At 45.7% G+C, this 23,103-nt stretch carries 21 protein-coding genes; 12 read left to right on the forward strand and 9 right to left on the reverse strand.

Features of this window, described 5'->3' with window-relative positions; all coding sequences use genetic code 11:
* Positions 1-69: 69 nt before the first annotated feature.
* Together ACZ5O6_RS10230 and ACZ5O6_RS10235 are read right to left on the reverse strand one after the other, a co-directional pair.
* The gene (locus ACZ5O6_RS10230; RefSeq protein ID WP_447091291.1) at positions 70-1,113 is read right to left on the reverse strand and encodes a DUF2333 family protein; all 1,044 of its coding nucleotides are present in this window, start codon (positions 1,111-1,113) and stop codon (positions 70-72) included.
* Between the two features lie 91 nt (positions 1,114-1,204).
* Positions 1,205-3,166 (reverse strand): bifunctional diguanylate cyclase/phosphodiesterase, encoded by a 1,962-nt coding sequence (locus tag ACZ5O6_RS10235; RefSeq protein WP_447091290.1) that lies wholly within the window; start codon positions 3,164-3,166, stop codon positions 1,205-1,207.
* Positions 3,167-3,501: 335 nt separating this feature from the next.
* Here ACZ5O6_RS10235 and ACZ5O6_RS10240 point away from each other — a divergent pair, with 335 nt between their 5' ends.
* From ACZ5O6_RS10240 to coq7, 11 genes are all read left to right on the forward strand, one after another.
* Positions 3,502-5,391, forward strand: coding sequence for a protein-disulfide reductase DsbD family protein (locus ACZ5O6_RS10240; RefSeq protein WP_447091289.1), 1,890 nt, complete (start codon positions 3,502-3,504; stop codon positions 5,389-5,391).
* A gap of 365 nt (positions 5,392-5,756) precedes the next feature.
* A complete protein-coding gene (gene aroQ, locus ACZ5O6_RS10245; protein WP_447091288.1) occupies positions 5,757-6,203 on the forward strand; it encodes a type II 3-dehydroquinate dehydratase in 447 nt (148 codons plus the stop codon).
* 56 nt (positions 6,204-6,259) lie between these two features.
* Positions 6,260-6,721, forward strand: a complete 462-nt coding sequence (accB, locus tag ACZ5O6_RS10250; protein ID WP_447091287.1) for an acetyl-CoA carboxylase biotin carboxyl carrier protein — start codon at positions 6,260-6,262, stop codon at positions 6,719-6,721.
* A gap of 19 nt (positions 6,722-6,740) precedes the next feature.
* On the forward strand, positions 6,741-8,081 hold the full coding sequence (gene accC / locus ACZ5O6_RS10255; RefSeq protein WP_447091286.1) for an acetyl-CoA carboxylase biotin carboxylase subunit: 1,341 nt from the start codon (positions 6,741-6,743) through the stop codon (positions 8,079-8,081).
* A gap of 1 nt (position 8,082) precedes the next feature.
* A complete protein-coding gene (prmA, locus tag ACZ5O6_RS10260; protein ID WP_447091285.1) occupies positions 8,083-8,997 on the forward strand; it encodes a 50S ribosomal protein L11 methyltransferase in 915 nt (304 codons plus the stop codon).
* A 123-nt stretch (positions 8,998-9,120) separates the two neighbouring features.
* The gene (locus ACZ5O6_RS10265; RefSeq protein WP_447091284.1) at positions 9,121-10,761 is read left to right on the forward strand and encodes a DUF3426 domain-containing protein; all 1,641 of its coding nucleotides are present in this window, start codon (positions 9,121-9,123) and stop codon (positions 10,759-10,761) included.
* A gap of 178 nt (positions 10,762-10,939) precedes the next feature.
* Positions 10,940-12,076, forward strand: a complete 1,137-nt coding sequence (gene dusB, locus ACZ5O6_RS10270; protein WP_447091283.1) for a tRNA dihydrouridine synthase DusB — start codon at positions 10,940-10,942, stop codon at positions 12,074-12,076.
* A complete protein-coding gene (gene fis, locus ACZ5O6_RS10275) occupies positions 12,073-12,402 on the forward strand; it encodes a DNA-binding transcriptional regulator Fis (protein ID WP_447091282.1) in 330 nt (109 codons plus the stop codon). The genes dusB and fis overlap by 4 nt, the downstream gene beginning before the upstream one ends.
* Before the next feature lie 117 nt (positions 12,403-12,519).
* Positions 12,520-14,094: a bifunctional phosphoribosylaminoimidazolecarboxamide formyltransferase/IMP cyclohydrolase gene (gene purH, locus ACZ5O6_RS10280; RefSeq protein WP_447091281.1), complete on the forward strand. Its 1,575-nt coding sequence runs from the start codon at positions 12,520-12,522 to the stop codon at positions 14,092-14,094.
* Positions 14,095-14,277: 183 nt separating this feature from the next.
* Complete coding sequence (gene purD, locus ACZ5O6_RS10285; RefSeq protein ID WP_447091378.1) at positions 14,278-15,576, forward strand: phosphoribosylamine--glycine ligase; 1,299 nt, start codon at positions 14,278-14,280, stop codon at positions 15,574-15,576.
* Positions 15,577-15,640: 64 nt separating this feature from the next.
* A complete protein-coding gene (gene coq7 / locus ACZ5O6_RS10290) occupies positions 15,641-16,288 on the forward strand; it encodes a 2-polyprenyl-3-methyl-6-methoxy-1,4-benzoquinone monooxygenase (protein ID WP_447091280.1) in 648 nt (215 codons plus the stop codon).
* 32 nt (positions 16,289-16,320) lie between these two features.
* Here the strand turns inward: coq7 and ACZ5O6_RS10295 are convergent, their stop codons facing one another.
* The gene (locus ACZ5O6_RS10295; protein ID WP_447091279.1) at positions 16,321-16,740 is read right to left on the reverse strand and encodes an OsmC family protein; all 420 of its coding nucleotides are present in this window, start codon (positions 16,738-16,740) and stop codon (positions 16,321-16,323) included.
* 200 nt (positions 16,741-16,940) lie between these two features.
* On the opposite strand from ACZ5O6_RS10295, the gene crp reads away from it, so the two are divergent.
* A complete protein-coding gene (crp, locus tag ACZ5O6_RS10300; RefSeq protein ID WP_447091278.1) occupies positions 16,941-17,576 on the forward strand; it encodes a cAMP-activated global transcriptional regulator CRP in 636 nt (211 codons plus the stop codon).
* 17 nt (positions 17,577-17,593) lie between these two features.
* Here the strand turns inward: crp and trpC are convergent, their stop codons facing one another.
* The 6 genes from trpC to rpe form a co-directional block, all read right to left on the reverse strand.
* Positions 17,594-18,400: an indole-3-glycerol phosphate synthase TrpC gene (trpC, locus tag ACZ5O6_RS10305; protein ID WP_447091277.1), complete on the reverse strand. Its 807-nt coding sequence runs from the start codon at positions 18,398-18,400 to the stop codon at positions 17,594-17,596.
* A 228-nt stretch (positions 18,401-18,628) separates the two neighbouring features.
* Positions 18,629-19,666, reverse strand: a complete 1,038-nt coding sequence (gene trpD / locus ACZ5O6_RS10310) for an anthranilate phosphoribosyltransferase (protein ID WP_447091276.1) — start codon at positions 19,664-19,666, stop codon at positions 18,629-18,631.
* Between the two features lie 35 nt (positions 19,667-19,701).
* Positions 19,702-20,304: an anthranilate synthase component II gene (locus ACZ5O6_RS10315; protein WP_447091275.1), complete on the reverse strand. Its 603-nt coding sequence runs from the start codon at positions 20,302-20,304 to the stop codon at positions 19,702-19,704.
* Positions 20,305-20,385: 81 nt separating this feature from the next.
* Positions 20,386-20,688 carry a hypothetical protein gene (locus ACZ5O6_RS10320; RefSeq protein ID WP_447091274.1) on the reverse strand — a complete coding sequence of 101 codons (303 nt, stop codon included), beginning with the start codon at positions 20,686-20,688 and terminating at the stop codon, positions 20,386-20,388.
* Between the two features lie 49 nt (positions 20,689-20,737).
* Positions 20,738-22,204 (reverse strand): anthranilate synthase component I, encoded by a 1,467-nt coding sequence (gene trpE / locus ACZ5O6_RS10325; RefSeq protein WP_447091273.1) that lies wholly within the window; start codon positions 22,202-22,204, stop codon positions 20,738-20,740.
* 98 nt (positions 22,205-22,302) lie between these two features.
* Complete coding sequence (gene rpe, locus ACZ5O6_RS10330; protein ID WP_447091272.1) at positions 22,303-22,971, reverse strand: ribulose-phosphate 3-epimerase; 669 nt, start codon at positions 22,969-22,971, stop codon at positions 22,303-22,305.
* Between the last annotated feature and the right edge of the window lie 132 nt (positions 22,972-23,103).

A 23,103-nucleotide genomic window follows, 5' to 3' on the forward strand; every position in this document is an offset into this window, starting at 1 on the left:
TTCTCAAGTGGCTACTTGGCGCTGACTATAGAACCACTTAAAAAATCGTAGCATAAACGCCTTCGTATTTTACCCTTGTGCTAAAAGCTCTCGAATATCGATAATGGCCGCATGTGCGCGCGAAAGATAAGATGCCATCACCAAGGAATGATTTGCCATCATACCAAAGCCACTACCATTTAAAATCATCACACTATAAACAGGTTCTTGCGTCGCTTCTAATTCACGAATAATTTGGCGTAAACTAATCAGTGCATTTTTCTTTTCAAGTACATCCGCAAAATCAACCTCGGCTGCTTTTAAAAAATGAACCAATGCCCACGCACTTCCCCGCGCCTCGTAGAATACATCATCAATTTCTGTCCACGGGGTTTTAATTTCTAATTCGCTGGGTGCCGGCGTGGCCTGACTCGCATTTTCTTCGCCCGCCAAGTCTGTATTAATTCTGCGCTGTCCTACACTGGCACTTAAGCGCTGCGACAAACTGCCTAAACGAGACTCAACGGTGGCTAACCATGAATGTAAATTGTCGGCGCGCGCATAAAATTGCGCATTAGTTTTATCATCATCAACTAAACGCGCCTGATAAAGCCTTAAGTGTTTTATACCTTCACGGTAAACGGATTCTGATGAAGGAAAAATCCAACTTTGCGTATCAAAATTAAAACGAGGCTCGGCAATCACAAGGTCTTTATCTTCTGTCGACTGTGATTGCGAACGACTAAACGATTCACGCAATGTTTTACTGAGGTCGCGCACCTGTATCAACGCGCCATACTCCCAACTGGGGATATTATCTAACCATACGCCGGGGAGTGATATATCATTCGACAAATAGCCACCCGGTTTGTTTAACACAGTATCAGCAACATTAATTAAGGCGTTGGTTGTGGATACCCCGACAATAGCCGGAGTATTAGTAAGTTCAAGAGAAATAGGATCAGGTTCGCGACTCCAGTACATCGCCAACAAAAGGCAAACAATCAGATAAGTTAACACCAATACGATAAGCCAGCGACGCCACGACGAATTATCCGCGGTATCATCTCGCCAGTCATCATACCAATCACCCATGCGGGTAAAAGTGCGGGAAAGCCAAGAGTTAGAGGTCATAAAGAATACTCGCTGCGTTGATTCAACAAATCTCAAGTGATTGTTAACGCATCTATTCTAACAGTCCCTTAAAAAGAAACCAGCACATGAGTCAGCCAATAATATGCTGTAATGACGGCTTACCTAGCCAATACCCTTGACCACCTTGAATACCCAAATTAATCAGTGCTTGCCACTGCTGCTCCGTCTCAACGCCTTCGGCAAGTATTTTAATATCGCAACTATTGGCAATCGCCACCAATGAACGGATGAAGAAACGCGTATCCGCATCAGTGACTACATGTTGTATAAACTGCCGATCTATTTTCAGACAATCCACAGGCAATGTTTGCAAATAGGCAAATTCTGCCGAACCTCGCCCAAAATGGTGGAGGGAGAGTTTGGCATTATGCTGTTTGATCAGCATGGCAAAACGCCTAACCGCATCTTGCGAAAAAGACAAACCATTGGCAGGCAACTCAAACGTTAATCTTGATGCCAGCTCTGGGTTATTGGTGAGCATTTGCGCTAAACGTGAAATAAATGTTTCGTCCTGAATAGAGGCAATCGAGCAGTTGATGCAGATATTTTCAGGCAATACACTAAGACCACCGATAAGATTTTCAATTACTAGGCAATCAATGGCAGGAAGTAAGCGAAATCGCGTCGCCATAGGCATAAAAACACCCGCCGAATATTCGGTTTCGCCGGATCGCATACGAATCATAATTTCGTTAAATAATAAGCGACGCTCACCGTGCACCAACTCCCAAACAGGCTGAAAATAAAAGAAAAAATCCTTTTTCTCAATGGCATCATGAATCATTGCCGACCACTCACCCGACGATAGGGTTTGCTCGGCTTTGCCTGCCTTATGCCAAAAACAGCCGCTCACATTTTCACTTTGCGCTTGGCTTAATGCACCATCAGCCAATGCCATAAAATTGGTACCTGACGACAACACAGGCATGTATAAGGCACCAATAAAAACAGCGCACATTTCATCATTTTGCCATTCCATTTCTTGCAGAGCACTGTATATACCATCCATTAACTCTCGACTCTCGCTCTCCGTAACCGCCGGCACAAACAAAGCAAAATCAGCTCCTGAATGACGGGATACAATATATCGAAGATCTTTTGTCAACGAGTGCGTTTCTAGCAACTGTGAAAGTCGGTCAGCAATACTGCATAAATAGTCGTCGCCTTGTTGACGACCATGCGCCGCATTCATCGCCATCAAGTCGCCCGCACGAATAATCATTAATACGCCACTAGCTGCTGCACGCTCAATACTTAGCGCAGCAGTAAAACACTGATCAAAATGCTGGCGATTAGATAAGCCCGTCACCGAATCGGTATTCAGTTGCTGGCTTAAATGATCATTCATTTCTACATGATGATGAAACATGCCTTTGAGCTTTTCCACCATACGATTCATTGCCAAGACAACATTGCGCAGCTCAGGAATATTAGGCAAAGGCTCTTGAATGGTAAATTCACGGCGGCAAATCGCATCGGCCTGCTCTTCTACTCGTTTCAGCGGACGAAGGACGAACTTCAACCCTACCCCCAGCAACAAATAACAAATGACCGTCGCCACAAAGAACAACCATATCTGCTCTTTAAAAGAGCGCCACATATCTTGATAAGCAAAGCCGGGATGACTCACCACTTCTATTTCACCAAGCTGATACCACCCCGAATTCACTTGAGCAACACCACTCGGCTCCGGTAGAGGTAACCATTGCACAAACCAGTCAGGCACCTCGTTGCTTGCAATTGGTAAGGTACGATTAATCACTTCGCTACCGGTAGTATCTCGAAAGACAATTCGACGGTAATAACCACGATCAAAAATGGCATCAACCATTAAGCCCATTTGCACATTATCTTTATCTAATGCGGCTTGCGATAGGCTAAACCCCAGCGATGTTGCCGTATCCTGCGAATGAACCTTTAACTGCTCATAAATATTAAGCCGCGCGTTATAGAGTGTAATCACCATATTAGCAGCGAGCAAAAATAGAATAAGAGCAATAACGGCGAAAATAAGGCGGCGATGTAATGTCATAGGAGCGTCTTTTTAAAAGGCAAGGCTTCACTTAACTATAGCAAAGGACACCAAAAAGACCTGACGACAATACTGATATTTTGCTGAACAAAGCTCAGGCATCACTGTCTGAGCTACCATTGCCTCTATTTGAAGCGAATTATTTGAGAAATGTATAGGAGCCTCTGATTAACCTCGGATAACTGAGGCTCCTATAGTAAATGAGTCACCCCCAGTTCAGCCTTACACCTTATAATGGCCAACATATAGGTTATTGGCCTTGGGGATAACGGTGTTTATCCTTACTGATGTCACTGCACCACCTTAACTAACCCATTGTTTTTCATAAGGTATCTATGAATTTGAGCCAATCGCCAATCCTCACCCCCGGCGCAAACAACATAAAAAATACAGACAAGCGAGGATCAATCGCAACGTTATTCACGATAATAGCTGCAACCGTGTGCTTTTTGCTGAGCATAACTCACCAAGCTCAAGCACAATCCACACCGTTATTTTCCTCAAACACTACAGACAATCCTTTTAGCAATCCATTTGCGGGCAGCACAGAAGAGTTCTTACATGTTGATGAAGCCTATCAATTATCTGTTCGAGCAACAAAAGACCATATCATCGCCCAGTGGATCGTGGCCGATCACTACTTTTTATATGGCGAACAGTTTCGCCTATCCATTAACGGGCAAGCCGTAGAAGCAACACGCGCGGCCGGCGAAATCTCTTATGATGAAATTTTTGAGAAAGATGTCGAAAAATATTATGTTTACACAGAATCGATCATCGACAGAAAAGCACTGACCCAATCACTCGGTGGCGTACCCCATCCTAACGATATCCCTCTTACTTTATCCGTGACATATCAGGGCTGTGCCGATGCTGGCTTATGTTATCCACCGGAAACCAAATCATTTACGATTGAAGGCACTTACGCTCAAAAGTCCAGCGTTCAACAATCCAGCGCCCAAAAGGCCCTCAACGCTCCAGCAATACAGACCTCGACAGAAAACAACAACGACAGCATCACCCTTACGGCACTTATGCTGCTATTCGCGATTGGCGGAGGTGTCATTCTTAATCTTATGCCCTGCGTTTTTCCTGTCCTCTCAATCAAAGCCCTATCTATCGCTAGCCATACCGATACGCGATCACGCATTGAGCATGGCTGGAGCTACACCGCTGGATGCGTACTCACATTTATTGCTGTAGCCGCTACATTATTAGCGATACGCAGTGCTGGCCAAGCCGTTGGCTGGGGGTTTCAACTGCAATCGCCCGCGGTGATTACTTTTCTTAGCCTGCTATTTTTTATTATGGGCCTTAGCCTTGCCGGACACATTCAATTGGGCAACCGCTGGATGGGCCTAGGGCAATCGCTCACACAAGGGAATAAGCGCAGCCACTCATTTTTCACTGGTGTGCTTGCCGCCGTGGTTGCCAGCCCCTGTACCGCGCCATTTATGGCAACCGCTTTAGGCTATGCACTCACACAACCCACCAGTACTGCCCTGCTGATTTTTGCAGGCCTTGGCTTTGGCATGGCTCTACCTTTTTTATTACTAAGCCACATACCTCAACTCAGCCGAATACTGCCAAAACCCGGGCAATGGATGGACACCTTTAAACAAGCCATTGCCTTTCCTTTATACCTCACCAGCCTTTGGCTACTTTGGGTACTCGGTCAGCAAATAGGTATCAATGGAGTCATAACTACACTACTTGGCGGACTATTAATACTATTTAGCCTATGGCTATGCCATATTGGGGCTGGCAAGCGCCACTCTCGATTTAACACCGTTATTTTACTGCTCTGCGGTATAACGCTAGCGAGCATCATTTGGCAAAACAGCGACGCTCCGAATGACAACGCTCAGCCATCGACATCTCATACGCTTTGGCAACCTTACACGCCAGAAACCTTGGCGCAACTACGTGATAACAACGCCACCGTGTTTGTCAATCTCACCGCTGACTGGTGCATTACCTGTAAGTGGAATGAAAAACGAGTATTCACATCTCAGACACTAGAAGCGATGAAGAACAAAGGCATTTACTTACTCGAAGGGGATTGGACACGATACAACAAAGACATTACCGCATTACTTGACGAATATGGACGCGGCGGCGTACCGCTTTATTTACTGTTTCGCGGAGATACGTCAACACGCGCAATGATACTGCCCCAAATTTTAAACCCCACCGAATTTGAGCAATTACTATCGCAACTATGAGCACAATCAGACAAATCGCCAAAAAAGCCAAGACAATGGCAACAAATTAGCCGCTATTAAGGCGATTTTTGGCGAAAATACGACAACTTCTTAAAAAAGCGGCAGAAAGCGGGGTTAAAAGAGGGAAAATCTTGCATCTTGCTAAAAAGCCAACACACACATCATTATCTGGCCACAACATTTCCTTCAGGTACTCGCAAAATCATTAACTTCTTCTAAAATCGGCGAAAAAGCAGATAAAACAACAACAAAAACAGGTTTCAATAGACAAAACTTTTCTTTTCGTTCAGACTTGGCAGTATTAGTCAATTCACTAACGTACACGCGATCGCTAACAACAAGCCTTCCATTTATTTGAGCATATTATGGCATCGATACTTGCTTTACATGGCCCCAACCTTAATCTACTCGGTACACGTGAGCCTGAAGTTTACGGGTCAACAACGCTAGATGACATCAACTTAACACTAAGCACTCTGGCACATGATGAAGGCCACCACATGATGTGCTTACAAAGTAATGCGGAATACGAACTCATTGACCGTATTCACGATGCCAAAAAAGAACAAGTCGACTTTATTCTACTTAATCCCGCTGCATTTACGCATACCAGCGTCGCTCTGCGCGACGCACTGGCAGGTGTAGACATTCCCTTTATTGAAATTCATCTATCCAATGTTCACAGCCGAGAGAGTTTTCGCCAGCAATCATTTTTTTCCGATATTGCACAAGGGGTCATTTGCGGGTTTGGCGCCGCCAGCTATACATTAGCCCTGCAGGCCGCGTTTGAACATCTACAGCACACTAAATAACACCGCGCTTTTCACATTTTTTATTATTTATTACCTACATTACAGAGAGACATTTTATGGACATTCGTAAAATTAAAAAACTGATCGAGCTACTCGAAGAATCAGATATTGGCGAATTAGAAATCAAAGAAGGCGAAGAGTCGGTTCGCATCAGTCGCGGTAGCGGCAACCAACCCGTAATGGCCCAACCACAATTTATTCAACAAGCACCGGTTGCGCCAGCACCCGTTAGCGCTCCTGCAGCCGCGCCTGCCGTCGAAGCCGCTGCCGAAGCCAGCCCTGCTGGACATGTTGTTAAATCACCGATGGTTGGCACATTTTATCGCTCACCAAGCCCAAGCTCACCTCCGTTTATTGAGGTAGGACAGCACGTAAAAGCGGGTGACGTGATCTGTATTATCGAAGCGATGAAAATGATGAACCAAATTGAAGCTGATAAATCGGGAGTTATTGAAGCCATATTGGTTGACGATGGCGAGCCTGTCGAATTCGATCAACCAGTTGTCACTATTGTTTAATTAGCAGAGAATTTGGCTCATGATAAAAAAAATGGTTATCGCCAACCGTGGCGAAATCGCTTTACGCATTTTACGTGCCTGTAAAGAACTCGATATTAAAACTGTCGCTATTCACTCCAAAGTAGATCGCGACTTAAAACATGTACGCCTCGCGGACGAAGCTATCTGCATAGGCCCTAATGCATCAACCGACAGCTACTTAAATATTCCTGCAATTATTAGCGCAATGGAAATCACTGACTCCGTAGCCGTTCACCCCGGCTACGGGTTCCTCGCTGAAAATGCCGATTTTGCTGAACAAGTACAAAATAGTGGCTTTATTTTTGTTGGCCCTGACGCCGATGTGATTCGCATGATGGGCGATAAAGTATGCGCCATCGAAGCCATGAAAAAAGCCGGCGTACCGACTGTTCCCGGATCGGATGGCGAATTACCAGAAGACAAAGAAGAGTGCATGCGCATTGCTAAGCGTATTGGCTACCCTATTATCATCAAAGCCGCCGCAGGTGGTGGTGGTCGCGGTATGCGTGTTGTTCATACTGAATCAGCACTGATCAACTCCATTCATGTGACAAAATCAGAAGCGGGCGCCGCCTTTGGCGACGACACCGTGTACATGGAAAAGTTTTTACAAAACCCTCGCCATGTCGAAGTACAAATTATTTCCGACGGGCAAGGTAACACCGTTCACTTAAGTGACCGCGACTGCTCGCTACAACGCCGCCACCAGAAGGTGATCGAAGAGGCTCCGGCTCCCGGCATTCCACAAGATATTAGAGAAGATGTATACGCTTCATGCATTAAGGCCTGCAATGACATTGGCTACCGTGGCGCAGGCACCTTTGAATTTCTCTATGAAGATGGCGGCTTCTACTTTATTGAAATGAATACCCGTATTCAGGTAGAACACCCCGTATCCGAAATGGTTACCGGTATCGACCTCATTAAAGAACAAATTCGTGTTTGCAGCGGCGAAAAACTAAGCATCACTCAAGACGATGTCGTGGTACGCGGCCACTCGTTTGAATGCCGAATCAACGCCGAAGATCCGAAGACTTTCATGCCTAGCCCAGGCTTGGTGAGCACCTATCATCCACCCGGCGGCATGGGCGTACGTGTAGATTCACACCTTTACTCGGGCTACAAAGTGCCTCCTTATTATGACTCAATGATCGCCAAGGTGATCACCCATGGCGAGACGCGTGACATTGCTTTACGTCGCATGCGTAACGCTCTCGATGAAATGGTCATTGACGGCATTCGCTCCAATATTCCGCTACAACAAGAGCTTGTGCGTGATTCCGCCTTCGCTGAAGGTGGCGTTAACATTCATTATCTTGAGAAGAAACTCGGCCTATAATATGCCATGGCTACAACTGTTTGCGGATACTAATAGTAAAACGGCACCGACCATTGAAGATGCACTACTCAATGCCGGTGCCGTTTCCGTCACCTTTAAAGAACATATCCCTGCCGGAAAAGAAGAAAAACCCATTTTGGAACCGTCGCTCGGCGAAACACCTCTCTGGGAGCATACTCGCATTGTCGGCTTATTTGATGCCACTATTGATACGCATACCGTTAATAGACAATTAGCCGAGCAGTTTTCATCAAGCCTCTCTTTGACACTACGCTGGGAGCAACTCGAAGACAAAGACTGGGAACGAGAGTGGATGAAGAACTATCATCCCATTCAATGCGCTGACAACCTGTGGATTTGCCCTAGCTGGATAAAGCCTCCCGCACCCGAGGCCGTCAATATTTTACTCGATCCCGGTTTAGCCTTTGGCACAGGCACTCACCCCACCACTTACTTATGCCTTCAATGGCTCGCAGAACAGTCACTCGATGCACAACATATCGTTGATTATGGTTGCGGCTCCGGCATTCTTGGTGTTGCCGGTTTATTATTAGGGGCAAGCGCTGCAACCGGCATTGATATTGACCCACAAGCACTTATCGCGACACAAGAAAATGTTAGGCGTAACCAGTTAGCTTCGACACAGTTCCCGGTTTATTTGCCTGACGACTGCCCCGCATTAAACACGCCTGTACTCGTAGCGAATATTTTAGCGGGGCCTCTGGCAGAGTTAGCGAACGACCTCGTATCTATTCTTGCTCCAGGCGGAAAAATTTGTTTATCCGGTATATTGCATCATCAAGCAGAGGCCGTCATGCAGGCATATGCAGATCATATCGTATTCGACCCCATCGCACAGAAAGAGGAATGGGTCAGGCTCACCGGCTACAAACCTGCTCCCGCAATCGGCGTATAATCATCAACAATTAACTTAGGGAATCGCTAAACCGGTCATGAATGGTTTTTCGCTGACTAAAATGAACGCTACTGATTACACCGAGTTTACGTAAACACCGACAAGACACAACGAGTACAACACGTGACAGCCGACAACGATATAATCACCCGATGCCCGCAATGTGCAACCGCGTTTCGAGTAACCGCAGAGGTGCTTCACGTGGCCAATGGCGCTGTGCGTTGCGGTTCATGCCTTCGCGTCTTTAATGCCAAAGATTATCTCCTAACCGATAGTCAGCAAGACAAACCAACAATCCCTGAAGAAGAGCACTCCCCCGCTGAAGATGAAGGTTTTTCTGCTATCAGCGAGCCCCTTTCCGACGAAAAGCCCTTAGCACATGAAGAGCCCTCAGCACATAGAGAACCTTCAACACAAAAAGAACATTCAACACACAAAAAAGTATCAGCAAATGACGCTCACTCAAATAGCCCACTACCATTTCAAGCACCTGAATCAGAAGTAGCATCAAAAAAACCAAATCATCTAGCCAGCCAAACCCGCCTAGCACCTGAAAGCAAGAGCTCTTTGTTCTCTCATGGCAGCAGCGCCAATGACGAACCCGATGAAAGCTGGGCATTAGAATTACTACAAGAAGCTGAGCAAACCGAAGCCGCACTCGCCGAAGAAACACTCGATGAAGAGTTGATTTTTGCCGAAAAAGCCGACGATTTTTCTTATGAACCCATAGTCCATGAACCCTTTGCTCATGAACCCCAAAAAACATCTACTGACTATAGTGACGAACTCTCGCTGTCTTCGTTAGAGACGAGCATCAACCCTCAACTTACCCAAGAGACATCATCCGACGCTCTCAGCGCCGACATCAGCATCAACGACTTACTTGATGAAACAGAAACTCTTGAAAGCAGTGATCAGCTGCTCGATACGGAAGATGAATACTCTACGTTAATCCCAAACAATGACGCACTAACAAGCAACACTGAGCCCGCTATCGAGCCGATTAACGAAGTACTTAATGACGATGGCTGGGCGGATGACTTATTAGTGGATGAGCATAGCGCTCCCGATGCGATACTCGTGCCTTCAATGGTAACAACACCAAACGATAATGACTCAGCACAACAAGAATCAACGATCACTTCTGATCCAGTGCTTGCTGCAATAGATGACCAAGCTGTTAACGCATCAACAGAAAACGAAGCACCTAAAGCAAGCGACAAACCATCCGTCAATTTAGATTTTGAACGAGACAACATTCACTTTCATGAAGAACCACCTGCCCGCAGGCAATGGCCTTGGGCAGTAAGCAGTTTATTATTATTGATAATACTAGGAGGGCAAGTCGCTTGGTCGCAACTTGATCACTGGAGTACTCTACCCAGCTACCGAGCGTACTACGAAAGCGCCTGCAAAATAGTCGGTTGCCAATTACCAATCCAAACTAATATCAAGCAAATTCGTTCTACTCACCTCGTGGTGCGCAGCCATCCCGACCAAGCAGGCGCTTTAATTGTCGATGCTATTATTGCCAACGATGCTGCATTTTCTCAGCCCTTCCCCGGTATTCGTCTAATTTTTTTAAATATTGAAGAACAAACCATTGCTAGCCGCATTTTTAAACCGAGCGAATACGTAAAAGGCGAGCTTTTCGGTGAAACCAACATGCCTGCCGAGCAATCCATTCAACTGTCACTCTCTATCGCTGACCCGGGAAAACAAGCCGTTAATTACCGCTTAGAGATTGTACCAACCCCACCCTAGCGTCAAGGTAGGCTTATCAGCCTCAATATTGACAATAAAATGACCAATTTGTGACATTTTTGCTTTCATCAACATTGCGCTGACGGTATCATATGCCTCCTTTTTGGCACTGCCCAAAAAACAACCACTTTGTTCCACTTGTGCACAATATCATACAGCGCACATTTCTAGGATAAGCATGTTTACGATAGGTGATTGGTCAATTCCACACGCAACGATCCTTGCACCAATGGCAGGCGTGACCGATGAGCCTTTTCGTCAATTGTGCCTTGAGTTAGGCGCTGGCATGGCCGTATCAGAAATGGTGACCTCAGATGAGCGCCTATGGAAAAGCCGCAAAAGCCAGCAACGTTTATCGTCCTTAAAGAACCGTTCAAACAACAAGAAGTTGTCACCGACAACACTACAAGCACAGCCTGACTTTACTCAAGTACGCTCCGTACAATTAGCCGGCAATGATCCATTAATGATGGCGAATGCAGCAAAAGCGAATGCTGCTATGGGTGCCGACATCATCGATATCAATATGGGTTGCCCTGCCAAGAAAGTCTGCAAAAAAGCAGCAGGATCTGCACTATTACGAGATGAAAAACTCGTCGCTGAGATTCTACACGCGGTGGTTAACGCAGTTGATATACCCGTGACCTTAAAGATACGCACCGGCTGGAGCCAAGACGAAAGAAACGGCGTACAGATCGCACGCATCGCAGAAGATAGTGGCATACAAGCACTAGCGGTACATGGCCGTACTCGCGCTTGCGCCTTTAAAGGCGATGCTGAATACGACACCATTGCAGAGATTGTAAACCGCGCTGCTATTCCTGTTTTTGCCAATGGCGATATCACTTCGCCCGAAAAAGCCAAAAATATTTTGGAATATACACGCGCCAAGGCCGTCATGATTGGTCGTGCAGCTCAAGGGAATCCGTGGATATTTAGAGAGATCAATCATTATCTAGCCACTGGAGAACGATTAGACAAACCCTCTAGCGTAGAAATTTATCAAACCCTCAGCGGCCACATCCATGCCCTCCATCGATTTTATGGAGAACTGATGGGCGTACGTATTGCACGCAAACATGTCGGCTGGTACCTCAAATACCATGCTCAGCACGCCGAGAGTGATAGATCAGCGCAACATTACGAACAATTTAGACAAGTGTTTAATGCATTAACCATTGCTAACGAGCAGCTCGATGCCATCGAACACTTTTTCACTGGCACAGTAACATCAACCGATATTTATAGTGAAAAACAATCAGTAAAAAAGCAAACCATTATGACAAATAAAACAACAGGGGAAATAGCCGCATGAATACAGCTGAAAACACCGTTCTTGATACACCATTTCAAACCTCGGAACAGCAGCAAACCAACAATGCATCGGTATCCAGCATCGACTCATCAGCACAGAGCCAGTCACTTCGTGCATGTGTTGAAACGACAATGGAAAATTACTTTCGTCATTTAGACGGCCAAAACGTCAGCGATGTTTACAACATGGTATTAGCAGAAATAGAAGCTCCCATGCTTGAAGTTGTGATGAAAAACACACGTCAAAACCAAACGAAAGCATCAGAAATTTTAGGCCTTAATCGCGGCACACTACGCAAAAAGTTAAAACAGTACGGCTTACTGTAACGCGCCGATGTCAAACAACTATTGAGGGATACGCCACTGGGTGTATCCCTTTCTTTTTGCAAAAATCATCAATCACAGTCTTTAACTTGATACACAACTCATAGGATAAACACCCTCATGCCCAACACCGATCTCGTTACTGTTAAACGCGCTCTTATTAGCGTGTCAGACAAAACCGGCATTGTTGAATTCGCTCAAGCCTTACAACAGCAAGGCGTAGAAATATTATCGACTGGCGGCACCTACCGCCTATTATGCGACAACGACGTTGCGGCTATCGAGGTATCAGACTACACCGGTTTTCCAGAGATGATGGATGGACGTGTAAAAACACTTCACCCTAAAATTCACGGCGGCATTTTAGCCCGTCGCGACATTGATGGTGAGGTAATGCAAGCACACGGCATTAATGGTATTGATATGGTGGTAGTTAACCTATACCCATTTGCAGCCACCGTTGCAAAAGCGGATTGTTCATTAGAAGATGCCGTCGAAAATATTGATATTGGCGGCCCAACGATGGTTCGTGCAGCCGCTAAGAACCATGCGTTTGTCAACATCGTCGTGAACGCTACCGACTACCAAGCAGTGCTCGAAGAAATGAGCGCGAATAACGGTAGCACGTCTCTCAAAACACGCTTTGATTTAGCCATTAAAGCCTACGAGCATACCGCCGCTTACGACGGTATGATTGCCAACTATTTTGGCCGACAAGTCCCCGGCGGCAACGACCATTTTCCACGCACATTTAATACGCAATTCATTAAGTCACAAGACATGCGCTACGGTGAAAACCCTCATCAAAATAGCGCATTTTATGTTGAAGCGAATGCAAGCGATGCCAGCGTGTCAACCGCTACGCAACTACAAGGTAAAGCATTATCGTTTAACAATATTGCAGATACCGATGCTGCACTAGAAACGGTAAAACTTTTTGATGAGCCAGCCTGTGTCATTGTGAAACACGCTAATCCTTGCGGCGTTGCCACTGACAGCGACTTGTTATCTGCCTATGAAAAAGCATTTGCCACAGACCCAGAATCGGCCTTCGGTGGCATTATTGCCTTTAACCGCGAACTAGATAGCGCCACGGCTCAAGCAATTATCGATAAACAATTTGTTGAAGTCATTATCGCGCCTAGTGTTGCCAATGGCGTCAGTGATATCGTTGCCGCTAAAAAGAATGTGCGTCTACTTGTCTGCGGCCAGCTAGGTCAACCACATAGTGCCCTTGATTTTAAACGCGTCAATGGCGGCTTGCTGGTGCAAGATCGCGACCTTGGCATGATTACCGCTGATGATCTTAAAGTCGTCACGCAACGCCAACCTACCGAGAGTGAAATTCGTGACTTACTTTTCACATGGAAAGTCGCAAAAATGGTTAAATCCAATGCGATTGTTTATGCTAAAGATGGCCGTACTATTGGCGTGGGCGCTGGACAAATGAGTCGTGTCAACTCAGCTCGCATTGCGGCTATCAAAGCAGAACATGCTGGCTTACCGGTAGAAGGTTCGGTTATGGCTAGCGACGCCTTTTTTCCATTCCGCGATGGCATGGACAATGCCGCGAGTGTCGGGATTAGCTGTGTTATTCAACCCGGTGGTTCTATGCGTGACGATGAAGTCATTGCCGCCGCCGACGAACATGGTATGGCAATGGTCTTTACCGGCATGCGACACTTTAAACACTAAGGTCTATTAATCGAAGCGCCATTCATCGAAATAAAATGGTTTGATAAAAAAATCGAGTAACTATTCAGCAAAGCCAGTAACTGTTCAGATTACGTTCAAATTTGTGCAGGATAAGGCGAAAAATTTGAACGTAAACTGAATAGTGGCAACATCGACAGCTCATCAACACAGGTACATTACATGATAAATGTTTTAGTCATTGGCTCTGGCGGCCGCGAACACGCCCTAGCATGGAAAGCAGCGCAAAGCACACAAGTCGAAACGGTATTTGTGGCTCCGGGTAATGCCGGCACGGCACTCGAAAGTAAACTCGAAAATATCGCTATAGACCCAATGGCGTTTGAAGCATTAGCTGACTTTGCTGACCGTAATAACGTTGGTTTAACCATTGTAGGTCCGGAAGCTCCTTTAGTTGAGGGAATCGTTGATTACTTCCAATCACGTCAATTAGCGTGCTTCGGCCCTTCAAAAGGTGCCGCACAGCTTGAAGGCTCTAAGTCATTCACCAAAGATTTTTTGGAACGACACAATATACCAACGGCTGACTACGCCACCTTTACGGAAGTCACACCTGCACTCGCTTATTTACAAGAAAAGGGCGCGCCTATTGTCGTTAAAGCCGATGGCTTAGCCGCAGGCAAAGGGGTTATTGTTGCTGAAACACTCGAACAAGCTGAAGATGCCGTAAAAGATATGTTGTCAGGTAATGCCTTTGGTGAAGCCGGCTGCAAAGTCGTGATCGAAGAATTTTTGCAAGGCGAGGAAGCCAGCTTTATTGTCATGGTCGATGGCAAAAATAGCCTAACCATGGCCACCAGCCAGGACCATAAACGTGCGGCCAACGGTGATACAGGCCCCAACACCGGAGGCATGGGAGCTTATTCACCCGCTCCTGTCGTAACAACAGAAATCCATCAACGCATTATGCGAGAAGTCATCGAGCCAACGGTGGCGGGGATGGCAGCAGAAGGCAACGACTACACTGGTTTCTTATACGCAGGCTTGATGATCGCTAGCGATGGTACACCTAAAGTGATCGAATATAACTGTCGCTTTGGTGATCCAGAAACACAACCGATTATGATGCGCTTACAATCAGACCTAGTCGCTTTATGCCTTAGTGCTCTTAATGGTGAACTCGATCGCTGTGATACACAGTGGGATTCACGTCCCGCGGTAGGTGTCGTATTGGCTGCAGGGGGCTATCCCAATGCTTATCGCAAAGGCGATGTCATTAGCGGTTTACCTAGCAACGACGACCACAGCCGTAAAGTCTTTCATGCTGGCACTGCGCTCAATAACGAGCAGGTCACCACTCAAGGCGGTAGAGTATTATGCGCAACTGCACTCGGAGATGATGTCACCGACGCACAAAAAAATGCTTATCAACTTACACACGCCATCGAGTGGGACGACGTATATTATCGTGATGATATTGCATATCGAGCAATTGCGAGAGAGCAAGAAAAAGCGGACGCTTAATCGGCTCGCTTTACAATTGAAGCTGTGACTTTGGAAGAACAACGAGCACTTATCGGAGGTTATTATGCAACGCAGACCATCACTATCATTGATTGATCGCTTAATTACCGAATCGGATAAGGTACTGCGTACACTCGCCACGGGGAATAAGGCGAGTGGACAAGCCTCGCCATCACGCACCATAGAAGAAGGGCAGCTTAGCGATAGTGAGCGTTCACACGCTGCCAACCTTATGCGTATCAACCACACTGGGGAAGTCTGCGCCCAAGCGCTTTATCAAGGACAGGCACTCACTGCAAAATTACCGCACGTTCGAGAAGAAATGGATACAGCCGCCAAAGAAGAGGTCGATCATCTCAATTGGTGCCATGAACGCTTACAGCAACTGGATAGCCGCCCTAGCCTCCTTAACCCTGCATTTTATGGTTTATCATTTGGCATGGGAGCGCTCGCAGGCGCTGTCAGCGACAAGGTCAGTTTAGGATTTGTTGCGGCAACCGAGGATCAAGTCTGCCTACACCTTGAGAAGCACTTAAGTGAGCTCCCCGCTAATGACAATAAAAGCAGGGCAATCGTTGAACAAATGTTAGAAGATGAAGCGCGACACAAACAGTCGGCCTTGGAAGCTGGCGGAGCTGAATTTCCTGCACCAGTTAAACTCGGCATGCAGCTGCTATCAAAAGTAATGACAACAAGCACTTATCGTATATAGCGATCAATAAATCCGGCACTGCAAAAAGCTTATTAGGCTTCCTGCAATGTGTAACCGTGAGTCAGCTCGACACCCGCCGCTTCCATCATCATTGATGCCGAACAATATTTAGTCGCCGACAACTCCACCGCTTTTGCGACCTGCTTTTCTTTTAGATCGTGACCGCTAACAATAAATTGCAGATGCATACGTGTAAATGGCGACGGCACACCTTCTGCACGTTCACCCGTTAATTCTACTCGGCAATCAACCACTTGCTGGCGCCCTTTCTTCAAGATACTCATCACATCAAAACTGGCACAACCGCCTACGCCCAATAGCAGCATTTCCATAGGCCGAATACCCATATTGCGACCACCATGATCTTCTGGGCCGTCCATCACTACACTATGACCGCTACCCGACTCGCCCAAGAACATTGCGTTATCAACCCACTTAACCGTTGCCTGCATATCGTTATTTCCCGCTTAACCATTGATTAACAAAGAAGCGTAGATTAGCACACTACGCCGCCAATTTAGGCAATCAAGGCTGACACGAATAGAAAATTGCTGGTATCATGAATCTATTAGACGATCGTCGTAAAGCCTTACGCCTTGAAGCGGTCTTCGTTAAACACGATTAAAACATTATAAAAAATACAGGAGTTCTCGTGGTTTCTTCCATAACACCACATATCGATAACGTAGAGACCTTTCTTAGTCACTGCAATATGCGTAAATGCTCCCCCAAGAGCACGCTGATTAGCGCGGGAGACAAAAGCGAGCATCTCTTTTATATCGTCAATGGTTCAGTCACTGTCATTATTGAAGATGATGAAGGACGAGAAATTATCGTTGCTTATCTTAACGAAGGTGACTTTTTTGGCGAGATGGGGCTTTTTGATGATGACGGTGATGAGCGCAGCGCTTGGGTTAGAACAAAAACACAATGTGAAATTGCGGAAATTTCTTATGAAAAGTTCCACGAATTACGCGTTACTCACCCTGAATTCATGTTCGCACTCTGCTCACAAATGGCTTACCGCCTTCGTAACACAACACGTAAAGTCAGTGACCTTGCCTTTTTAGACGTGACTGGCCGTGTTGCAGGTGCGCTGCTAGATTTAACCCGCGAGCCAGATGCACTAACGCACCCTGACGGCATGCAAATTAAAATTACGCGTCAAGAAATAGGCCGTATTGTGGGTTGCTCACGTGAAATGGTTGGGCGTGTGTTGAAAACATTAGAGTCTCAGGGACTCGTTTCTGTTTCAGGAAAAACCATGGTCGTTTACGGCACTCGCTAAAAACGACTGTCAATCCCCTAAAAAAACATCTCCGCTAGGCGCTGACCCGGATCATCCGCACGCATAAAGGCCTCACCCACTAAAAAGCTATTCACACGATGCTCACGCATCGCTTGCACATGCTCTAATGTATGTATTCCGCTCTCAGTAACAACGATGCGATCATCACCTATTTTTTCAAGCAAGTCATACGTGGTGTTTAGGCTGGTTTCGAAGGTGTGGAGATTACGATTATTAATACCTATCAAACGATTAGGGATCGTCAGAGCCGTTTCCAATTCTTGAGAGTCATGCACTTCAACTAAAACATCCATCCCCAATGTTTGAGCAAGGTCATTTAATGTGGTGAGTTTTACCACATCTAACGCCGCGACAATCAATAAAATACAATCTGCCCCCATCGCCTTGGCTTCATACACTTGATATTCATCAACGATAAAATCTTTACGAATAACCGGTAAATCGACAGCATTTCGCACATCTTTTAAATAGGCATCGGCACCTTGAAAAAAATCAACATCGGTTAATACGGATAAACAAGCAGCACCCGCATCGGCATAACTACGCGCGATATCTGCAGGGTAAAAAGGATCGCGAATCACCCCCTTACTGGGCGATGCTTTTTTAATTTCAGCGATCACCGCCGACTGGTTAGCGGCTAGCTTTGCCTCCATCGCAGCGACAAAACCACGCGCTACTGAGGCTTGTTCAACCTGCTCGCGAAGCTGCCCAATCGGCGTATGCTGGCTACGTTCATCAATCTCTTGAAATTTTCGAGTAATAATTTTTTTAAGCACCGTCGGTGCAGAATCAGGGGTAGACATAGTCGTTACTTTTTATTCCTTTCAATATTCATATCAATTTTTACCCGTGGTGCATTCTAAAATTTCGAACAAAAAAGCAGGTTATTTCTTCATCAACACGCTGTAAATATATCCTATAAGCTTCGTGGCAGCTTCCCTGCTGCCAAGAGTTGCTGAAGAAATAACCTGCTCTTCTGTTCTATGAGTTCAATTTGGTTCAGAATGCACCACAGGTATTTTTAATTGTTATTAAATCGACCGGCAGCACTCAGTAAATGCAGCAAGTTCTTGTATTTTGGCTTTGGCTAGACCACTGCCGATAGCATCTTCAGCCATACGCACGCCTTCCTCTAAGGTAGAGGCGATACCTGACACATATACCGCCGCGCCAGCATTTAAAGCAATAATATCAGCCGCCTTATGTGCAAACTGACCTTCTTTTTTACCCAGAGCATCATTGATCAAAGCAAGAGACTCCTGTGCGGAACTCACTGACAAACCATCAAGATTGGTTGTGGATAGACCCAGCGCTTCTGGACTGATGGTGTATTCAATCACCTTATCTTCTTTTAATTCAGCAATATGGCTCGTACCTGACACCGTTAACTCATCAAGGCCATCACTTGCATGCACAACCATCACGTGCTCACTACCCAACTTTTGTAATACCTCGGCCATAGGACGACACAGCGCTTGATCAAAAACACCGATCACTTGGCGCTTTACACCGGCAGGATTGGTCATGGGGCCGAGCATATTAAAAATAGTACGCATCGCCAGCTCTTTGCGTGGCCCAATCGCGTGCTTCATCGCCCCATGATGGGCAGGAGCAAACATAAAGCCTACGCCCACCTCTTCCACACAACGCGCCACTTGTTCAGGTTTTATATCAAGATGAACACCTGCAGCTTCAAGTACATCAGCACTACCGGTAGAGCTCGATACGGAACGATTACCGTGTTTAGCTACTTGACCACCACAGGCCGCAACAACAAAAGCCGATGCCGTTGAGACATTAAATAAATTGGCGCCATCACCTCCGGTACCGCAGGTATCCACCAAGTGATCGCCATTGATCTCGACCGGCGTCGCTAATTCGCGCATGACTTGCGCCGCGCCAGTGATCTCTTCAACCGATTCGCCTTTCATTCGAAGCGCCACTAAAAAGCCTCCAATTTGCGCCGGCGTTGCCGCGCCCGTCATAATCTCGCGCATTACACTGGCCATTTCGATTTGGCTTAGTGAATGTTGAGCAACGACTGTATGTAACGCTTGTTGGATATTCATAGTTAACGCCTTTGAATGAGGTAATAAATGGCCGGTTAAACAGACTGGACTGCCGTCGAGTAAGCCGTCAGAAAATTATTGAGCAACTGATGACCATGCTCGGTGAGAATCGACTCTGGATGAAACTGAACGCCTTCAACATCTAGCTCTCGATGCTTAACGCCCATAATTTCATCTAATGAACCATCGTCATTTTGAGTCCATGCGGTAATTTCTAAACACTCAGGCAAGGTGTTTTTATCAATAACCAATGAATGATAACGCGTAGCATTAAATGGGCTGGGCAGACCTGAGAACACACCTTTGTTATTATGAAAGACAGGGGATATTTTACCGTGCATAACCTGTGATGCACGAACCGTTTTCCCACCAAAAACTTCACCGATACTTTGATGTCCTAAACAAATCCCCAATACCGGCACACGGCCTGCGAAATGTTTAATCGCCGCTAAAGACACACCAGCTTTACTCGGATTACATGGGCCGGGAGAAATGACAACATACTCTGGTTGCTCAGCCGCCATTTCATCAACCGAGACTTCGTCGTTGCGAACGACTTTTACATTCGCATTTAACTCACCAAAATATTGCACCACGTTGTATGTAAAAGAGTCGTAGTTATCGACCATTAACAACATAACTATTACCTATTTATTATCGTAACTGTTCAGCTTACGTTCAAATTTACGCATGACTGCGTTAAAAAACCTCTAAAAAAGTCAATCCACTTTATCCGCAGGCGTTTTCGCGGCTACAACTCTATCAACAAAAAGTCGCTCACCCACTTTCCAAACTGCATAAAACAGCACGCTAACAAAGGCGTGGAAGACAATCATGACAAATTGCAGCGCAGCGCCTTCTTTGATCGCCATTAAGCCAAATTGATTAATCAAATTGACATTGGCTTCAAAAAGGTAAAATAAATTAATCGAAAAATAACCAAAACCTAAAAAACTCACCGTCATGATGCATAAAACAACAATAGGCGAACGTTCTAAAAAATGAATAAAAGAAGATAGCATGTGCACGCCCTTTACAGTCAGTTAAAAAGAGTCAGTTAACAATTCCGAATTAAATCACCTTATCAACAGCACGGAACAACGCTCGTGCCTTATTCATCGTTTCTTTCCACTCAAGCTCAGGGATCGAGTCAGCCACTACCCCTGCGCCCGCCTGTACATAAACTTTGCCGTTTTTAATAACGGCAGTACGAATAGCAATAGCCGTATCCATATTGCCATTCCATGCAAGATAACCAACAGCTCCGCCATAAATACCGCGCTTTTCTGTTTCGAGTTCATCGATAATTTCCATAGCACGAATTTTAGGCGCACCAGATAAAGTGCCTGCGGGAAGCGCTGCGCGTAACACATCCATTGCCGTTAGACCTTCTTGTAGTTCGCCGGTGACGTTAGAAGTAATATGCATGACATGGGAATAACGCTCGACAATCATTTTTTCAGATAAGCTGACAGTGCCGGTTTGCGCAACACGCCCAACGTCGTTACGACCTAAATCAATTAACATTAAATGCTCTGCAATTTCTTTGGGGTCTGCAAGCAGCTCTTTTTCCAAAGCAATATCTTCTGCATCGTTATAACCACGGCGACGAGTCCCCGCGATAGGGCGAACCGTGACTTCATTATCTTCTAGCCGCGCCAAAATTTCTGGGCTAGAACCAACAATATGATGATCATCTAAATCAACAAAATATAAATAAGGCGACGGGTTAATACTGCGTAGTGCACGGTATAGATTGAGTGGCTCGGCCTCAAAGTCCATCGATAGACGCTGCGAAACAACCACTTGCATGGTATCGCCATCCAACACGTATTCTTTAATATTATCGACTGATTGAGCAAACGCAGCCTCTCCCGTATTGGAGGTAAAAAGCGTTTCAGCACGTTCTTGGGCTTGCAAGTTAATTGCCGGCAGCAGTGAAAGCGGCTGTTGTAATTGTCGCCCCATTTCATCTAAACGCTGCTCGGCTTTAGTCAAGGCGTTATCAATGGCTGGATTTGCCATAATGACAAAATTTAATGTGCCCGACAAATTATCAAAAATAATAATTTCATCCGAAACCATCAATAAAATATCAGGCGTACCAATAACATCTTTATTAACACCAGCCGCTAATGTCGGCTCAACGTAGCGCACACAATCATAAGCAAAGTAACCAACCAAACCACCATGAAAGCGCGGCAAGTTTTCTAGTTCCGGCGCACGATAACGCGCTTTAAACGTTTCGACAAAAGCAAGAGGGTCTTCAACTTTATGGGTCTCAGTAACAACGCCATCAACCTCTATCGTCACACGGTAACCATGAACGCGAAGCAAGGTACGACAAGGCAAACCGATAATAGAATAACGCCCCCATTTTTCACCACCTTGCACCGACTCGAATAAGTAAGAGTAAGGCCCTTTTGCTAATTTAATGTATGCAGACAATGGCGTTTCGACGTCCGCCAAAAAAGTACGCATAACAGGAATACGATTGAATCCCTGAGCAGCAAGTTGTGAAAAGTCGTCTTGATTCATAATAATTACTATTTTAAATCGCTGCGGATAACAACGAAGGTGTTACAAAAAAGTGGATAAAGAATTAAGGAACCCCTTAACAATCACGCAAGCCCATTTTATTTAGCTAATTGTTCTCGCATCGCAGATATTGTTGCCCGATAATCGTCTTTTCCAAATATTGCCGATCCGGCAACAAATGTATCGGCGCCTGCGGCAGCTATTTCGGCAATATTATCCACTGTCACGCCACCATCAATTTCTAATCGTGTATCGCTACCAGTAGCATCAATAGCTGCACGAGCTTCGCGCAACTTATCCAATGTGTAAGGGATAAATTTTTGCCCACCAAAACCTGGGTTCACTGACATTAACAACAACATATCTAACTGTGGTAACACGTGACGAATACTATCGATAGGCATTGCTGGGTTAAGCACTAACCCCGCCTTACACCCTTTTTGCTTAATCAGCTGCAAAGAACGATCGACATGACGAGAAGCATCAGGATGAAAAGTAATATAGGTCGCACCGGCATCGGCAAACATCGAAATCAAGTCATCCACAGGATCAACCATTAAATGCACATCAATCGGTGCTGTAACACCATGTTTGCGCAAGGCACTACACACCATTGGGCCAATGGTTAGATTAGGGACATAGTGATTATCCATCACATCAAAATGCACAATATCGGCCCCTGCAGCAAGGACATTATCGACCTCTTCACCTAAACGAGCGAAATCAGCCGACAGTATAGAGGGAGCAATCATGGGGGGCTTTTGCATATCATACCTTTGCTTATATCAATAGGCGGCCTTAGCGCCAAGTAACCGTATTTCATAAAACCACTCATCACATGTGAAGGTAATATGAACACGGGTTAACGTAAAGCTGAGCATTGTAATTGATAACGCTAA

Source organism: Eionea flava, from assembly GCF_055393785.1.

Excerpts from the sequence above, each read along its gene's own strand:
- fis (WP_447091282.1), top strand. The coding sequence starts at position 12,073 with ATGAATACAGCTGAAAACACCGTTCTTGATACACCATTTCAAACCTCG.
- trpC (WP_447091277.1), bottom strand. The coding sequence starts at position 18,400 with ATGTCTACCCCTGATTCTGCACCGACGGTGCTTAAAAAAATTATTACT.
- ACZ5O6_RS10230 (WP_447091291.1), bottom strand. The coding sequence starts at position 1,113 with ATGACCTCTAACTCTTGGCTTTCCCGCACTTTTACCCGCATGGGTGAT.
- ACZ5O6_RS10320 (WP_447091274.1), bottom strand. The coding sequence starts at position 20,688 with ATGCTATCTTCTTTTATTCATTTTTTAGAACGTTCGCCTATTGTTGTT.
- trpE (WP_447091273.1), bottom strand. The coding sequence starts at position 22,204 with ATGAATCAAGACGACTTTTCACAACTTGCTGCTCAGGGATTCAATCGT.
- aroQ (WP_447091288.1), top strand. The coding sequence starts at position 5,757 with ATGGCATCGATACTTGCTTTACATGGCCCCAACCTTAATCTACTCGGT.
- rpe (WP_447091272.1), bottom strand. The coding sequence starts at position 22,971 with ATGCAAAAGCCCCCCATGATTGCTCCCTCTATACTGTCGGCTGATTTC.
- accB (WP_447091287.1), top strand. The coding sequence starts at position 6,260 with ATGGACATTCGTAAAATTAAAAAACTGATCGAGCTACTCGAAGAATCA.
- accC (WP_447091286.1), top strand. The coding sequence starts at position 6,741 with ATGATAAAAAAAATGGTTATCGCCAACCGTGGCGAAATCGCTTTACGC.
- dusB (WP_447091283.1), top strand. The coding sequence starts at position 10,940 with ATGTTTACGATAGGTGATTGGTCAATTCCACACGCAACGATCCTTGCA.
- ACZ5O6_RS10315 (WP_447091275.1), bottom strand. The coding sequence starts at position 20,304 with ATGTTGTTAATGGTCGATAACTACGACTCTTTTACATACAACGTGGTG.
- prmA (WP_447091285.1), top strand. The coding sequence starts at position 8,083 with ATGCCATGGCTACAACTGTTTGCGGATACTAATAGTAAAACGGCACCG.
- trpD (WP_447091276.1), bottom strand. The coding sequence starts at position 19,666 with ATGAATATCCAACAAGCGTTACATACAGTCGTTGCTCAACATTCACTA.
- purH (WP_447091281.1), top strand. The coding sequence starts at position 12,520 with ATGCCCAACACCGATCTCGTTACTGTTAAACGCGCTCTTATTAGCGTG.
- coq7 (WP_447091280.1), top strand. The coding sequence starts at position 15,641 with ATGCAACGCAGACCATCACTATCATTGATTGATCGCTTAATTACCGAA.
- ACZ5O6_RS10235 (WP_447091290.1), bottom strand. The coding sequence starts at position 3,166 with ATGACATTACATCGCCGCCTTATTTTCGCCGTTATTGCTCTTATTCTA.
- ACZ5O6_RS10295 (WP_447091279.1), bottom strand. The coding sequence starts at position 16,740 with ATGCAGGCAACGGTTAAGTGGGTTGATAACGCAATGTTCTTGGGCGAG.
- ACZ5O6_RS10240 (WP_447091289.1), top strand. The coding sequence starts at position 3,502 with ATGAATTTGAGCCAATCGCCAATCCTCACCCCCGGCGCAAACAACATA.